Here is a 15969-nt window from a genome sequence, read left to right as displayed (position 1 = left end):
GGTTGGGTACGAGCTCACTGTCTTCCCGATGTGACAAGTGCTAGCTAAACACTCATCAAGAAGAGATACAAGGTTGGATAGAGCGTAGCGAAACCCAACGAATATTCAATATTAGACAACTAGCTTGGCAGAGAAGACCACCACCCATCAAATATATTTAAAAATGGTGGTCGGATAAGCAAAGCGCCATCCGACACAGTAACTTATTTGAGTTTCGGCGAGCATAAACAGCTAATTTGTATAGCAAAATCAAGCAGAACAGACACCTTAATTGAACAAGCAAAGCTATCCCAATTAAGATGGGTGTCACGTTAATTCTATGATACCGTTGATTGCTTAAATGCATAAATTGACCGACGGATGGTTTCTTTTGACTCAAATTCCGAAGTACAAGTGTGCAGTAACCACTGGTGTATCAGATCGACTTTTCCTCGGAATGCGATAAAAGATTCTATTTTCGCATATCTCTGTAGATGTGGTGAACTGGTATAAATATGAGTTTTAACAAAAGCTCTTTCGTAAGCAAGGAAATAGTAGAAACAATACGTATATGGTAATAATGCAACAGACAAAAGCATCGGCACTATAAAATTACGAAGATTATTTATGCTGAAGAATTTCCCAGACTCCTGATATATGATGAATAACGAATAAGAAAACGCCAATATTCCTATAATTGCCAGTAAATATTCACAAAGCTTTTTAGCTTGTTTATATTCGGGCTTATTCTGAGATACCACGTTACAACAGGCTAATAAAGAAATAACAGTCAGCAAAAATAATTCTGCAAAGTAGTTAAATGAATGAAACGCCACTAAAAATTGAACCAGTACAATTATCTTTACTTGATCCTTAAGTGATGTTTTAAGATAAAGACTTGGATCTTTTATATTCGTTGTATTTAACAGTTGAACAAAACCGACAAAGGTGAACCACAAAACCGTATTTTTGATCTGTCCTGTATTCCATACATCGATAATATGAAGCCCATATACAATAATAGATATATATAAAGCCAAAGAAATAATGGTAATGATAATAGCTTTTTTAAATAATGATTTAACAACCAAAGTAAGTCCGGAGATTACATCTTTACTTTTGTAGCTAGCCCAAGAAAATAACAGGATTATTAGTGTAGCCGAGGCTAACTCTCTATTATTAAAAATATCCATGATACTCCATAGGCCACGTAACGGTATAACGCTTTGCTAAGCGGCAATAAAATTGTTGGCTAAAATTAGCGAGGAACGAGCAAAAGCCAACTGTTTTTTGTCCGTTTAAGCAACTTGTTAGAGCTCATTGCATGAATATACCTGGTGCAGGTGAAAAACCTTTTGATTGCACTTTTAATAGTTCAGCTAACCCGCTTAAAATATCGGGGTCATTCTCGTATTCTTTTTGCCAAGATCTAACCCCTTCGCATATCTCAGAGCAAAATGCCTGAAGGTTTAATACGAGAACATCATCAAACATACATTTATGTGAGCCTGTTGTAGAAAATGTAAATTTTGATACAACTTCTCTAGCACGTTGACGAGTTACATCATCGCTACCTTCGTGGAGAAACGCACAACGTAAGGCATAGCCGTCGGATGCAGATAAAAATGTAAATCCTTCACCATGAAAAGGACTTTCATAATGGTGGTGCATATATTTGTTAAACCATTTTTCGAAACGTTTCTGAGAGCCCCATTTAGGGTTATTTAAGCGACCGCAAATATCAGGTAATGTAATAGCCAAAGTTAAGGCTCCATACCAATTTTCAGTTTCAATGCTTTTTTCTATAGATTCAACGAAACGTTCCATATTACCCCTTGAGCTCTAACAATTTTGTCTACGACATTTGTCGTTTTATAAACCGACAAATGTCCATATATTACAATGTATTTATCTTAGCCATCAAATAAACACCTGTAAACAATTAGTTAACTCCAACACTTTTTAAGTATTGCAAAAATACACCGTAATGGTGGAGATCAGTAATATTAGACAAAACAACAAGAGCTGTTTATTTATACAGTTATTTTATTAAGGAGTATCGAAATTAAGATGACACACATCCTAATTCTTAGTTCGCCAAAATATAAAATTTAGGATAGGTGATGAGAAGGACGCTTGCTAAGACGCGTCAATTCGCCAAACGGCTTAAGTAAATTAAGTACGATAAAGCACTTTAATAACATGCCAGCCGAATTTTGTTTTAACTAGGTGAGGCTCTAGAATTTCGCCTTTAAACGCAATTTTGTCAAACTGTGGGACCATTTGCCCGCGTCCAAATTCACCTAAATCCCCGCCTTTTTTACCCGATGGGCATGACGAATACTTTTTAGCTAAGGTTTGAAACTTTGCACCTTTACCTAATTGCTTAATAATGTCTTCTGCAATTTCTTTGTGCTTAACCAAAATGTGAAGTGCATGTGCTGTATTTGCCATGAAAAAAGCCTTTTATACCGTTAGCTAAAATTAAACGCGGCGATTTTAACACAACCTCATAAACCTAGCATCTACTTATACTGCAGTGTATTAACGCCTAATTTATAAATAATGTTTGGCATCCTCTGGGTTGGGAATTCTGCAATACTGATATTTTCCAAATAAGGTATAGCGGTTTAAAGCAACCCTATCGTATAACCAATTATTAAACCTATTTGGCAAAATACTAAATACGTTTGCTAGTTTATATGGGTAACCTAGCTGCTTAACAACGTTAAAAAAAGCATGGCTTTGCGTATGCACTTTGCCATTTTCAACAAGCACCATTGAAGCGTACTCAATTGTTGAAAAACCAAAGTATGTTAACAACCGCTCCCCTTTTGGAGATTGCACGCTGCATAATTTAAAAATGGTATTGGCATCGTTGTTAATAATAAAATTACACCACGCGCTGCACAGCTTACATTGCGCATCAAATAATATAATTTTTTGATTTTGCATTATTGTCACTGCATCATCGCTCATAACACTTTCCTTAAATTAAGTACTAAATTACTGCTGCACCGGCTTTTTTTGTAACTTGCGCTGCAAAGTACGTCTATGCATATTAAGTTGCCTTGCGGTAACCGACACATTGCCATTATTACTGTGCAGTACTTGTTGAATATGCTCCCACTCTAAGCGCTCCGGCGACATAACCGCATCATCAATAACATTCGATGCCGATGCCATAGGCTCGGTGTTAAGCGCTTTTAATAATGTTGCCATATCAACCGGCTTAGTAAGGTAATCGTTTGCGCCTAAACGCATTGCCTCTACTGCGGTTGCTATACTTGCAAACCCGGTTAATAAAACAATATGAGCTTGGGGGAGCAAACTACGCAGCGGCTTTATGAGTACAAGTCCGTTATCGTCACCTAGTTTCATGTCTAATAAAATAAAGTCGGGCAATAGTTTACGCGCGGTAAGTAACGCATCACTTTGATTATGCGCCACCTCGCAGGTAAAGCCTTGTTTAGTTAAACGCCTTGCCAGTGTGCTGGCTAAATTTATGTCGTCTTCAATTATAAGTAACTTCATGAGGCGTTATTCTCAGTGTTTACAATAGCGAGTTTAACTTTGGCGACAGCGCCGCCATCTGCATGGTTAAACAAGGTAAGTGAGCCATTTAAACGCTCAAAAGTAACGTTTGATAAAAGCACAGCAAGCCCCATTCCTTGATCGCTTGGCATAAGTTGACCACCCAGCTCTGCTAATTGCGATGATGAAAAGCCAGGGCCAAAATCGCGAATTAACAAGTAAACGCATTCACTGTGTAAGTTATCTTGCTGCCAACTCAGCTCTAATTGAGTTTGACCTTGTTTTTGATTAGCGAGCGCGGCGTTTTGCAATAAATTCAAAATAGCAGGCAATAACATCGCATCACTTATCAATGTTGCTGCAATAGGTGGCGTAATCCATTTAATGTGCTGATCAGGGTATTGCAGTAAAAGCGTATCTGTAATTTGCGTTTGCAGTTGCTTTACGGTGGTATGCTCTTGCGAATTTTTAAGACGTAATTGCTCTGAGAGTTTTCTAAAGTCGTTAAGTTGTGTACTGCACTGAGTAAGCGGCGCTTGCATGTACTTAACAATAGGATTGTTTGGTTGCTCTTCTAATAACTCTTCAAACAGTAACTGTAAGTTTGCAATTGGGGTCGCTAGTTGATGGGTTATTTGTGCAGCGGCCCCATCAAGGATAACAAGCTGTTCATTACGTAATTGTTTTTCACGCACGTTTGCAATAATTCGCTCTCGCTCTTTAAGTGCCCTGCTCATTGCGCCAATAACAAGTGCGATTACGCTGGCACTTAAAACAAAATTGACCCACATGCCAATAAAGTGACCACTCATATTCATTTGATGCATACTGTGATCGGGCATCTTTATCAGTAAAAAACTGTATGCGGCAATGGCGAGTACTGCAATATAAGCTAATCCTTTTTCTCGCAGAGTAACAGCAGCGATCATTATCGGGAGCAATAACAACGATACAAATGCATTGGTTGCACCGCCGCTTAGCGAAAGCAAAACCGTTAAAAATAATACATCTGCAGTTAGCTGCATCAACATACCCAAAGGTTTAGCCTGGCTTACATTACGATAAGCAAACAGGCTAATAAGCTGAAAAACAGCCTCAACGGCAATAACAATCAGTAAAGGCAGTAATGCAATTTGATGTTCTAGTAAAAAATAAACGCTAAGCACAGCAATTAATTGCACGGCAATTGCGCCGCTTCGCAGCATTAATAGTCGACTAATGGTGGGGTCGGTACGCATTAACAAGAGGTAATTGCCCAATCAAATGTTTAATAAGGTTATTTTAACGGTTATATGGTTTTTAATCATCATCCATCGAAATTGAAAACGGAGCACAAGGCGTTCCTTGGTGAAACACCATTTGCCATTGCTCACCTTGCTTACGCCAAAGCGACATACGCAATGAATAATTAAATTCACTGCGAGCAGAGCGCCTATAAGCTGCTTGATAACTAAGTTGCACTACATCATCGCTCAGCATTCGGCCCTTAAACTGCTGATTATAAAACTGTGGCACAACCTCGGTAGGTAAGCGGGTAAGTACTTGGTATTTATTAAATGTAGTGCCATTGGCAGCAATTTCGATAAATTCATCATCGAGTAAAGCATTTAATGCGCGCTCAGATTGGCGAACTTCTGGGTCGAGTAACTGGCGCTCAGCGTCAATCAAATGATTAAACAACGACACTTTTATTTTGCTGCTCATAACCTTCCCTATTGTTTATAAACTTGCCCGGCTTTCATAACAAATTGCACGTTTTTAAGTACGTCGATATTTTTAAGCGGTGAGCCATTCACACTGATAATATCTGCTTGTTTACCAACACTCAAGTCGCCAATGAGTGCGCTTTGCCCCAGCAGTTTAGCTGCATGTATGGTTGCTGATTTAATAGCTTGGGCTTCGCTCATACCATTGTTTACCATTAAACTAAATTCGTTAGCATTGAGCCCATGACGCGACACCCCAGAGTCTGTTCCAAAAGCTATATTAACCTTGTTTTTCAGTGCAAGTTTAAACGAAGCCTGCATTTTTGGAGTCACTTCACGCACTTTGTCGGCTATTGCCGGTGGCATATTTGGATTTGTAAGCACCTCTTCACTTACCGTTGCACCCGCTAAAAGCGTCGGTACTAAATAAGCTCCCGTTTTTTTAAATAACTTTATTGCCTCTTTATCTAAATAAGAGCCATGCTCAATAGAATCTACACCGGCTTTTAAGGCCGCTTTTATACCTTGTGTACCGTGTGCATGCGCTGTAACTTTACGACCTAAGTGATGAGCAGTATCAACAATTGCAATCAGCTCTGCATCTGTAAGTTGTTGGTTAACACCAGCAGCGGTATTACTTAGTACTCCACCCGTGGCAGTAATTTTAATTACATCAGCGCCACTTTTAATTACCTCGCGTACCGCACGGCTACAATCATCCGCGCCATTACATATACCAATCCCGCCTGTAACCGCATCTGTAATATCTTTTCGATAACCGTGCATATCTGCGTGCCCACCGGTAGGCGATATTGTATTACCCGCTGCAAAAATGCGAGGGCCGTTAATATCATTTCGCTCAATAGCACGTTTTAGCGGAAATATAACTTTGTGATCGCTACCTAAATCTCGCACTGATGTAAAACCCGCATCGAGCGTACGTTGTAAATATTTAATTGAGCGCAAAGCATAATCGGCATCATATTCTGTTGCCCAGCGGTGAGGGTTTGCTTTAGCATCTCGCTCAAACGTAACGTGAACATGCATATCAATAAGGCCAGGCATTACAAATTGATTTTTTAGATTTATAATATCGGCATCAGGTAGGTTAAGTTCTGCTTTTGTGAGGTAGCCGTTTTTAATGGCTGTTATTGTATTATCTGTTATGACTAACGTTTGCTCTGTTTTTACTTTTTGATCCTCGGATGCAAGTAAACTGCCCGCATAAATAATTTTATGCTGTTGAGCAAAAGCCCCATTTGCTATTAATGCCAGCGTTATTGCAGTGAATGTTGTTATTAGTGTTGTTTTCATACTTGCTCCTTTTTTATACTAGCATTACCTTAAATAACCTGTAATTGCGAATATTTACGACACAAAGCATGCTATAAACTAGTCTTGAAAGCCGTTTTTTGGTATAACTCACCCATTAAGTAATACATGTCAGACCACCTTAAGAGAACATACTATGCCTTACGCACATATCACTGGTTGGGGTAAATGCATTCCACCAGCAAGCATTAGCAACGATGAAATTAGTGAAATAGTTGATACCACCGACGAGTGGATAACCTCGCGTACAGGCATTAAATCTCGCCGAGTGAGCCATGTAAGTACCGCCGAGCTGGCAACCGTTGCAGCTAAGCATGCTATTGCCTGCGCAGGCGTTGATCCTAAAGATATTGATTTAGTGATATTAGCAACCTGTACACCTTCTACTGTTGTGGCAAATACCGCCTCACAAGTGCAAAAAAACATTGGTGCAACAGGCGCTGCCGCAATGGATACAAACGCGGCATGTTCGGGCTTTTTATATGCATTGCAAGCTGCTACAGCACAAATTCAAGCGGGTATGATCAAAAAAGCAGTGGTCATTGCCGCTGAGCGTATGACCTGGTACGTAAACTGGGCACGTCGCGATAGCGCTGTTTTATTTGGCGATGGCGCAGGTGCAGTAGTACTTGAAGCGGCAGATACGCCAGCTGGTTTACTAGCAACCAAAACTGGTTGTGACAGTGAAGACCGCGATATTTTACACATCACTAACTTTGGTAGTGATTTAAATAAATATGAGCCAATTGGTCCATCTGATTTATTATTTGAAGGTCGTGAAATTTTCAAACGTGCTGTTAAAGGCATGAGCGAAGCGTGCGACGATGTACTTAAACAAGCCGATTTGAGCCTTGATGACATTAATGTACTCGTTCCACACCAAGCTAACTTACGTATTATTCAGGCTATTCAGCATCGTTTAAAAGTACCTGACGAAAAAGTAATGGTTAACATTGGTGAGTATGGTAATACCTCTGCTGCTACGATTGCTATTGCGTTATGTGAAGCCGTTGAGCAAGGGTTAATTAAACCGCATTCAAACATTATGTCTGCTGCATTTGGTGCAGGCCTTACCTGGGCTGCAAGTTACATAAAATGGGGCGAACGCGTAACGCCTATTAGTGTAAGCGATGCCGCTTTACCGCCATGTAATAAAACCGGTTTAGAACTTGTAGCACCGGCCGTTAAAGCATGTAAAGAAGCGCAGCCCAGCTAACACAACATGTAATAAGTCACATATAAAACGCACTTAATTAAGTGCGTTTTTGCTTTTTAAGGAATTAAATTTGAAACTTTTAGGTATTCACCACGCTGCCATTATTTGCAGTGACTATGCACGTTCTAAACACTTTTATAGCAATGTACTTAAACTTAACGTTATTAATGAGCACTTTAGAGCTGATCGTAATTCATATAAATTAGATTTAGCCATGCCCGATGGTAGCCAAATAGAGCTATTTTCGTTTGATGGATCGCCCGCAAGACCGAGCTATCCCGAAGCACAAGGCTTAAGACATTTAGCTTTTAAGGTAGCGGATGTACAGATTGCAAAAACGTATTTAGAGTCGTGCGAAGTAAACGTTGAGGATATTAGAGTGGATGAAATAACCGGCAAAAAGTTTACCTTTTTTGCCGATCCAGATAACTTGCCACTTGAGCTTTATGAGGTTTAAAACTCATAAGCTCAAGTTCTTACTATTGAATCAAAAACTTATTTATTAAAACGATTTTGTAAGTAGTTAAATACAGCACGAATACCTAATGCTTCACCACCCGTTGGACGACCTGGTAATGCACGTAAGTTCCACGCCATTACATCAAAGTGTACCCACGGTGTTGTTGGCTCAACAAATTCTTTTAAGTAAAGCGCCGCAGTAATAGCACCACCAAACGGTGTGCTTGCGCAATTTGCCATATCGGCTACATCACTTTTTAATAAGTTTTTATATTGCTCAAACAGCGGAAGTTGCCAAACAGGATCATGTACACTTAAACCTGCATCAATAATACCGTTTGCTACATCGCGCTCTGTTGAGAAAAAGCCCGGAAGCTCCGTGCCTAACGCAACGCGACATGCACCCGTGAGGGTAGCAAAATCAATAATTAGCTCAGGATTATCGTTTTGTGCTTCGCTTAATGCATCACACAATACTAAGCGCCCTTCTGCGTCTGTATTATCAATTTCGACCATAATGCCTTTGCGTGTTTTAACAACATCGCCAGGGCGAAATGCATTGCGCGATACTGCATTTTCAACAGCGGGTACAAGCACTCGTAATCTAATTGGTAAGTTAGCTGCCATAATAAGCTGTGCTAGTGCAATTACATGCGCGGCGCCGCCCATGTCTTTTTTCATGTTACGCATGCCAGAGCTTGGTTTTAAATCAAGTCCGCCTGAGTCAAAACATACGCCCTTACCTACTAGTGTAATTAATGGAGCATCTGTTGCACCCCATTTTAAATCAAGTAAACGCGGTTTATTTTCGCTTGCACGACCCACCATGTGAATAGTCGGGTAGTTTTGCTCTAGTAACTCATCGCCAATCCACTGTGAAAATTCGCCATTGTAAGTTGCAGCTAAATCTTCCATTACTTGCGATAAATGTTGCGGCATCATGTCTACCGCTGGCGTATTAACTAAATCACGTGCAAGTGTAATGGCATCAGCTTGTTGGCTAATACGCTCAAACAACGCTTTATCGCTAATGGCTAATTGCGCTTTTGCTGTTGGTTTTTCTTTATATTCACTAAATTCGTAACCACCAAGCACAAACCCTAAAGCAACTTGCTCTACAAAAGCGCTCTCACCTTGAATTTGATAAGTACCAGTAGGAAGTGTATTTGCTAAATTACCCGCAGCCCAAAAATCATCGCTACTTTGCATTAAACAAAATACCTGGCTTAACTCGCCCGTTTTAGCATCAGGGATTAAAGCAACACCTTGCTTTTCGAAACCTGTATTAGTTAACCAATTTTGTATAAATGCAGGCTGCTGTGCTTGCCAGTCAGATAATTCGTTTTTAAGAATAAAAGATAAAGGAATACCAGAAGATGTATGACGTAGTAATGCACTCATTAAAAAGCTCATATAATATAAAAATGGTACTTAAGAGCATATCAATAAGCGCACCTAAAAGGTATCGCTAATTTGAAGGGATTTTAGCTACTTTTTTAAGCTGTTTTTGGATTCTTGCTTTTGATTTTCTTGATCTATTTTAGCATCAAGTTCTTTAGTCGATTTGTTCATATTAAACGAACTTGGCAGTACATCAACTCCCACCAAACTCCCTAATTTAACAACTAAAGGAATTGTAAGCGGGGCAAAAGGTAATACTGCAAACACACCGAGCCCTAATCCTTTTAAAATATCAACAAACTGTTCATTAGCGCGTTTTAACTCCTCTTTACTTGTTTGGCCTTGAGTGTAGCGCCTATAAATAGAGAGCATTTCTTTGGTTTCTTGTTTTTCTTGCGCAAGTGCAATTTTGAGCGCCACCATAGCACGGCGAAAACGCAGCTGTTGGCGTTTTTTACTAATTTTAACTACCCGCCAAGGTGCACGGTGAATAACTTTATATAATCGCATAACTTTTATTTTCACACAGCAGCACGGGTTCACAAAGAATAATTTACTTACAACATCCTTTAACTTATCCTTTGCACCAAATTAGTATTAAATACATACAACAACACTGAATATGACAAACCAACTACCGCAAAAACCTGAAAAACCAAAATCTGATGAATGTTGTGGTGGTGGCAGTTGCTGCCCCTGCGTGTGGGATGAATATAAAGAAAAATTAGCAACTTGGCGATGCGCACAAAACATTGAAAACCCCACCAAAAAGAAACAAATAAATAACATTTAAATACTGATAACGCATTAATTTTCCTCTCAACAACCCTATTTGCACTTATTTAGTTCATTTTAGCTTTACTTTGCACCATTGTTGCATTTTTTCTTAAATTGAATCTTTTTGTTATCAAATGGTTAATTAGTAATTGCCCTTCCCGTTTTTTACCTATAGTCTGTAAATAGGACTTCACAAAAAGTAAGCTTAATTGATTAGGCTTTTGAGCTAAACCCTCAAACTTATGTGAAACAAAAAATTAAGTTAAAAATAAATGATGTGAAATTAGCATCAAAAATAAGAATTATTCTAACTGGGGAAAATTAGAATGAAATTAAAAAATAATGCGCTAAACCAAGCAATCAAATTTGCTTTAGCTACGACCACTGCAGGGTTGTTTTTTTCGGGTTCTGCTATTGCAGCAGACGAGCAACAGCAAACTAAAGTAAATAAAAATGTAGAGAAAATTGCCGTAGTAGGTACGCGCTCAGCTCCACGTTCAATCGGTGACTCACCAGTTCCAATCGATATTATTGGCGGCGAAGAATTAGAACGATCAGGCAATACCGACATGCTTGAGCTTTTAAAAGGTGCCGTGCCATCTTTTAACGTACATCAAAATCCTATTAGCGATGCGGCCTCTCTTGTTCGCCCAGCTAACTTACGTGGTTTACCATCAGACAGCACATTGGTTCTTTTAAACGGCAAACGTCGTCATCGTGCTTCTGTAATTGCATTTTTAGGCGGTGGTATTAACGATGGCGCGCAAGGCGCAGATATTTCAGTTATTCCAAGCATTGCTATTAAACAAGTAGAAGTACTTCGTGATGGCGCAGCTGCACAATATGGTTCTGATGCAATAGCCGGTGTAATGAACTTCCAACTAAAAGACGCTTCTGAAGGTGGCAAATTAGAAATCCGCCATGGTCAATTTTATGAAGGTGATGGCGATACAACACAAGTGTCGGGTAACGTGGGTTTACCGTTTACCGACAATGGCTTTGCTAATTTAAGCTTTCAATATAAAACAGCTGATGCAACAAGCCGCTCAGTTCAACGTGCCGATGCCGCAGCACTTTCAGCTGCAGGTGTTCCTGATGTATCTTCTCTTGCACAAGTATGGGGCGCACCAGAAGTAAACGACGATATTACAATTTTTGGTAACGTAGGTTTAGAGCTAACAAACGATTCTGAATTTTACATGTTTGGTAATTACTCTGAACGTGATGTACGTGGTGGCTTTTACTACCGTAACCCGCAAACACGTTCTGGCGTTTACTCAAATGATGGTGGCGAAACACTACTTGTTGCAGATTTAACACCTGATATGAGCGCTAACTGTCCTACTATTGCAATAACAGATGGCAACGTATTAGATGATCCTGCTTATATAAATGGTGTAGCGAACAACCCAGATTGTTTTGCCTTTAACGAAACGCTTCCAGGTGGCTTTACACCTAACTTTGGCGGCAACATTACTGATACTTCTTTAACTATTGGTACTAAAGGGCGATTCACTGGTGGTTTCTTAAAAGATACTTACTATGACTTAAGCGGTACTGTGGGTTTAAATGAATCACGTTACTTCATCTATGACACGGTTAATGCTTCTTTAGGTGCAGATACACCACGTGACTTCAGTCCGGGTAAATATGAACAGCTAGAGAAAAACTTTAACTTTGATTTATCAAAGGGTGTCAACTTTGGTTTAGCTTATGATGTAAACATTGCCGGTGGTTTTGAATGGCATGAAGAAACATTCACTATCATTTCTGGTGATGAAGAATCTTACACAGCAGGCCCTTTAACAGCACAAGGTTTTGGTATTGGCTCTAACGGCTTCCCTGGTTTTAAACCATCACAAGCAGGTGAGTTTTCTCGTCGTAACTATGCAGCGTATGTTGATGTTGAAGCACCATTTACTGAAGACTTTTTAATGGGCGTAGCGCTTCGCTTTGAAGACTACGACAGCTTTGGTACTACAACTAACTACAAAGTAATGGCTCAATACCATTTAACTGAAGATTTAAATATTCGTGGTTCTGTAAGTAGCGGTTTCCGTGCACCTACAGTTGGTCAAGCTAACGTAAGTAACGTACAAACAAGCTTAGACAGCGGCGTGTTACAAGATTCAGCGCTTCTTCCACCAACAAACCCTATTGCAGTGCAATTAGGTGGTACAGAGCTTGAGCCGGAAGAATCACAAAGCTATACACTTGGTGCTGTATACACAATCGGCGAGTTATTTTTAACGCTTGATTACTACAACATTCAAGTAGATGACCGTATTAGCCAATCAGATAAAATCAATTTAAGCCAAGCAGATAAAGATACACTTACAGCCGCTGGAGTTCCTAATGTACAAGGTCTTGCTCAGGTAAGCTTTTTTACAAATGACTTTGATACAACAACTCAAGGTATCGATTTAGTTGCAAACTATACTGCTGAACTAATGGGCGGTAGCTCTACATTTAGCCTTGCTTATAACTGGAATGATACTGAAGTAACTCAATTTAGTGAAATTACAGGTGCGTTTAAAGTTAAACGCTTAGAAGAAGATTTACCTAACCATCGTGCAACGTTCACATTGTCTCAACAATGGGAATCAGTTTCTGCATTTGCTCGTGCAAACTACTACGGCGAATACCAAGGTGTTCACGTTGATTATGATGCAACAGCTAAAACAGCAGATGCTGCAGTCACTATTGATGCTGAAGTAACTTACTTCTTAAATGAATCAGTTAGCTTCTCTGTAGGCGCTCAAAACTTATTCGACCAAGATGCTGAAAAACTTGATTTTGCAGATGCAACGGGTATCCCTAATAACAACTGGGGTGGTCAGTTCTACGAAACATCTCCGTTTGGTATTAACGGTGGCTTTTACTACGCTAAAGCAACATATACTTTTTAAACTATTTTCATGAAGAACCAAAGGCGAAATGTTGAAGACATTTCGCCTTTTTAATTTTATAGTTAATAAAAATAATAGTGAACAATACCAATTGCATTGAATAAGTGTTCTATTATAGCGCTCAGAAAATAGCGTAATAACAAGGCGAAAACTATGATATATAGTTGCTCTATATGAATAATTTTTAACGCAGTGAGTACGCTATTTAATACGATAGAATGATTATTTTTTTAATAAAATTGGTATAACTATGCTACTTAATAAAGCCAACCAACTACTGCAACAAAATAAACTCAAAGAAGCTGAGTTTCATTTTAAAACGCTATTAAATAGTAATCCCGAAAATGGTGAAGCTTTATTTGGCTTAGGCAGAATTGCCCTACGATTAGAGCGTTATGACGCTGCCGTGTACTTACTCCAAAAAGCGTGTGAGCGCATGCCTCATATGCTTGAACCATTACATGCCCTTGCTGATGCATTTAACGGTGTTAATTCGCCAAACGATGCGTTAACGGTGCTCGAATACGCAAAAAAATTAGCAAGTCATAACCCAGAGCCTCATTATTACTTAGCACAGCACTATTTAACACATGGCGAGTTAGATAAAGCCCATACAACCTTTGCTCATGCACTCAGTATTGGGGTATACCCTGTAACAGCTTATATTTTATTTGAACTTGTGCAGTTAGGCCGCTTTGATAAAGAGCATAATTATGTAAGTAATTTACACCACTTACTAACTCAAACGAGCAATTTACGTTTAAAAATGGTGTGTTACTACGCATTAGCAAACAGTTACGATGCACTGGAAGATACCGAGCAAGCATTTAATTATTTTATATTGGCAAATAAATTACAAAAAAAATTAAGTGAATTTAGCACTAAAGATTTAATCCCTTTTTACAATGAAATAATAAAATACAACACCGAGGAATTTATTGCCTCTGCCGATAAAAAATTTACAGGTAATATTACACCTGTCTTTATTATTGGTATGCCTCGTAGTGGCTCTACCCTCCTGGAGCAAATATTGGCAAGCCATAGTCAGTTTTCGAGCCTAGGAGAAAGTACGAGTATTAGTAATAACGCGGTTGCTTTTATCGAACAAAAAACGGGAGTTGCTTACCCGCAATGCTTAGCGCATTTAACGCCTGACTTAATCAAAAAAGCCCGCGAGCTGTATATCACAACATTAAAAACAGCATCGCCCATCAGACCTTTTATAATAAATAAACTGCCGAGTAATTATCAGTCGCTCGGACTAATATATATCCTATTTCCAAATGCCAAATTTATAAATTTAAGTCGTAATTTTAATGCTACTGCGTTTTCTATTTTCACTAATTACTTTGCCGAGAACGAGCCTTATTTTTGCTCACTACCTGAGTTTAAGCTTTACCATAGTGTGTATGAAAAACTGATGAGCCATTGGCACTCCTTTAAAGGTATGCCAATTTATGATGTCAGTTACGAAGATTTAGTGAGTAACCCAAAAGAGCAGCTAACGCAGTTACTTGGTTTTTTAAACTGTCATTTTGAAGAGCGTTGCTTAGCGTTTTATAAACAAAAAACACCGGTAACCACGTTGAGTAAACATGCTATTCGCCAACCTATTAATAATGCCGCAATCGCTAAGTGGGAGCGTTACAAAACACCTCTTCTAAAGTTACTTGATGAGAATTAATTAATCGGATGTGCTTTAAACCAATTAAGTAAATCTTTAAATTGATCATCACGCGCACTTGGGTGGGTAAGCATATTAATATGATCGTAATCAAAATTATGCCCGTGCTTACGACCGTAAATTCGCATTTGTTGAATGCCAGGCCCTGATTCGTCCATAAATTTTTGAATATCGATTGGTTGCGCTAATGCTTTATCTTTTACCGCAGCAATATGAAGCGTTGGCGGTAAATGCAGGTTGTTTAGCGCTTTTGCATAATCAAAATTATCATCAGAATCTATCCATGGCTTCTTTTTAGCCCATTGCATACTTTGATAATGCGACTTTTGAGTTTCGTTATCGCTTCCCCACTTATAACCTTTAGCATTTAAATAGCCGTGTTTTTTAGCAAGTAAAGGCGCCATAAAATACCAAATTAAATTGGCTTGTAATAATTTTTGAGGATGGTTATTAAATAAAGAACGCTTAGAGCCAAAATACACACACGCTTTTACATCATTAATATATTCTGGAAAACGTGCAAACGCGCTGTTCATCAATACCCCGCCCCAAGAGTGAGCGACCCAGTAGTCAGGCTTCTTGCCTTCAATCAACTCTATTTGCTTAATAAAGGTAGGGATGTCTTCTAGGATAGACTCAGTTTGTCCATATTCGGACTCGCTCGAAATAATTGGCTTACTATCACCTCGTCCACGTAAATCAGCAACATAACAACAATATCCATGCTCAGCTAAAAATGGTGCGAGCCCTTTATTGGAGTGCGTGTAAAAAATTTTACCGTTTTCTACAGCTCCATGCATAAAAAATACGATAGGCCCTTGCTGACCTTCATCGCTAATACGGCGTAAATGAAGTGTTTGGTGAGCGTCTAAATTGATAATTATTGATTGCTGAGAAATTGCCACAGTTATTCCTTTTTATTATTTTCAACTCATCCTACCAGTAATATTAAATATACCAAAGGAAATGTCT

The 15969-nt window shown here is 39.0% G+C and carries 16 protein-coding genes; 5 read left to right on the top strand and 11 right to left on the bottom strand.

What is annotated here, in order from left to right:
- Positions 1 to 317: 317 nt before the first annotated feature.
- From I6F42_RS18870 to I6F42_RS18835, 8 genes are all read right to left on the bottom strand, one after another.
- Positions 318 to 1172 carry a hypothetical protein gene (locus tag I6F42_RS18870; RefSeq protein WP_197153080.1) on the bottom strand — a complete coding sequence of 285 codons (855 nt, stop codon included), beginning with the start codon at positions 1170 to 1172 and terminating at the stop codon, positions 318 to 320.
- A 124-nt stretch (positions 1173 to 1296) separates the two neighbouring features.
- Entirely contained in the window at positions 1297 to 1806 is a 510-nt protein-coding gene (locus I6F42_RS18865) for a hypothetical protein (RefSeq protein ID WP_197153078.1), read from the bottom strand.
- Positions 1807 to 2154: 348 nt separating this feature from the next.
- Positions 2155 to 2433, bottom strand: coding sequence for a peptidylprolyl isomerase (locus tag I6F42_RS18860; RefSeq protein ID WP_077535091.1), 279 nt, complete (start codon positions 2431 to 2433; stop codon positions 2155 to 2157).
- Between the two features lie 102 nt (positions 2434 to 2535).
- Positions 2536 to 2958, bottom strand: a complete 423-nt coding sequence (locus tag I6F42_RS18855; RefSeq protein ID WP_197153076.1) for a DCC1-like thiol-disulfide oxidoreductase family protein — start codon at positions 2956 to 2958, stop codon at positions 2536 to 2538.
- A 27-nt stretch (positions 2959 to 2985) separates the two neighbouring features.
- Positions 2986 to 3513, bottom strand: a complete 528-nt coding sequence (locus I6F42_RS18850) for a response regulator transcription factor (RefSeq protein ID WP_197153074.1) — start codon at positions 3511 to 3513, stop codon at positions 2986 to 2988.
- The gene (locus I6F42_RS18845; RefSeq protein ID WP_197153072.1) at positions 3510 to 4751 is read right to left on the bottom strand and encodes a sensor histidine kinase; all 1242 of its coding nucleotides are present in this window, start codon (positions 4749 to 4751) and stop codon (positions 3510 to 3512) included. Before I6F42_RS18845 ends, I6F42_RS18850 begins: the two co-directional genes overlap by 4 nt.
- A gap of 61 nt (positions 4752 to 4812) precedes the next feature.
- Positions 4813 to 5217 (bottom strand): DUF4440 domain-containing protein, encoded by a 405-nt coding sequence (locus tag I6F42_RS18840; RefSeq protein ID WP_197153070.1) that lies wholly within the window; start codon positions 5215 to 5217, stop codon positions 4813 to 4815.
- 8 nt (positions 5218 to 5225) lie between these two features.
- Positions 5226 to 6533 (bottom strand): amidohydrolase family protein, encoded by a 1308-nt coding sequence (locus I6F42_RS18835; RefSeq protein ID WP_010553986.1) that lies wholly within the window; start codon positions 6531 to 6533, stop codon positions 5226 to 5228.
- 154 nt (positions 6534 to 6687) lie between these two features.
- Between I6F42_RS18835 and I6F42_RS18830 the strand changes: the two genes are divergently transcribed.
- On the top strand, positions 6688 to 7767 hold the full coding sequence (locus I6F42_RS18830; RefSeq protein ID WP_197153068.1) for a ketoacyl-ACP synthase III: 1080 nt from the start codon (positions 6688 to 6690) through the stop codon (positions 7765 to 7767).
- A gap of 70 nt (positions 7768 to 7837) precedes the next feature.
- Positions 7838 to 8224: a VOC family protein gene (locus I6F42_RS18825; protein ID WP_121953611.1), complete on the top strand. Its 387-nt coding sequence runs from the start codon at positions 7838 to 7840 to the stop codon at positions 8222 to 8224.
- Positions 8225 to 8262: 38 nt separating this feature from the next.
- On the opposite strand, the gene I6F42_RS18820 is transcribed toward I6F42_RS18825, so the two are convergent.
- Positions 8263 to 9627, bottom strand: a complete 1365-nt coding sequence (locus tag I6F42_RS18820) for a M17 family metallopeptidase (protein WP_024605692.1) — start codon at positions 9625 to 9627, stop codon at positions 8263 to 8265.
- A gap of 87 nt (positions 9628 to 9714) precedes the next feature.
- The gene (locus I6F42_RS18815) at positions 9715 to 10137 is read right to left on the bottom strand and encodes a hypothetical protein (protein ID WP_197153066.1); all 423 of its coding nucleotides are present in this window, start codon (positions 10135 to 10137) and stop codon (positions 9715 to 9717) included.
- Positions 10138 to 10249: 112 nt separating this feature from the next.
- Here I6F42_RS18815 and I6F42_RS18810 point away from each other — a divergent pair, with 112 nt between their 5' ends.
- From I6F42_RS18810 to I6F42_RS18800, 3 genes are all read left to right on the top strand, one after another.
- Positions 10250 to 10420 (top strand): oxidoreductase-like domain-containing protein, encoded by a 171-nt coding sequence (locus tag I6F42_RS18810; RefSeq protein ID WP_010553991.1) that lies wholly within the window; start codon positions 10250 to 10252, stop codon positions 10418 to 10420.
- Positions 10421 to 10730: 310 nt separating this feature from the next.
- Positions 10731 to 13313 (top strand): TonB-dependent siderophore receptor, encoded by a 2583-nt coding sequence (locus I6F42_RS18805; protein ID WP_197153063.1) that lies wholly within the window; start codon positions 10731 to 10733, stop codon positions 13311 to 13313.
- Positions 13314 to 13563: 250 nt separating this feature from the next.
- On the top strand, positions 13564 to 14997 hold the full coding sequence (locus tag I6F42_RS18800; protein ID WP_165724960.1) for a sulfotransferase: 1434 nt from the start codon (positions 13564 to 13566) through the stop codon (positions 14995 to 14997).
- Here the strand turns inward: I6F42_RS18800 and I6F42_RS18795 are convergent.
- A complete protein-coding gene (locus I6F42_RS18795) occupies positions 14994 to 15902 on the bottom strand; it encodes an alpha/beta fold hydrolase (protein WP_197153060.1) in 909 nt (302 codons plus the stop codon). The two genes, I6F42_RS18800 and I6F42_RS18795, sit on opposite strands and share 4 nt — an antisense overlap.
- Between the last annotated feature and the right edge of the window lie 67 nt (positions 15903 to 15969).

It is taken from the genome of Pseudoalteromonas sp. SWYJZ12 (assembly GCF_015864395.1).
GTDB lineage: Bacteria > Pseudomonadota > Gammaproteobacteria > Enterobacterales > Alteromonadaceae > Pseudoalteromonas > Pseudoalteromonas arctica.
This window is presented reverse-complemented; position numbering and strand designations above follow the sequence as displayed.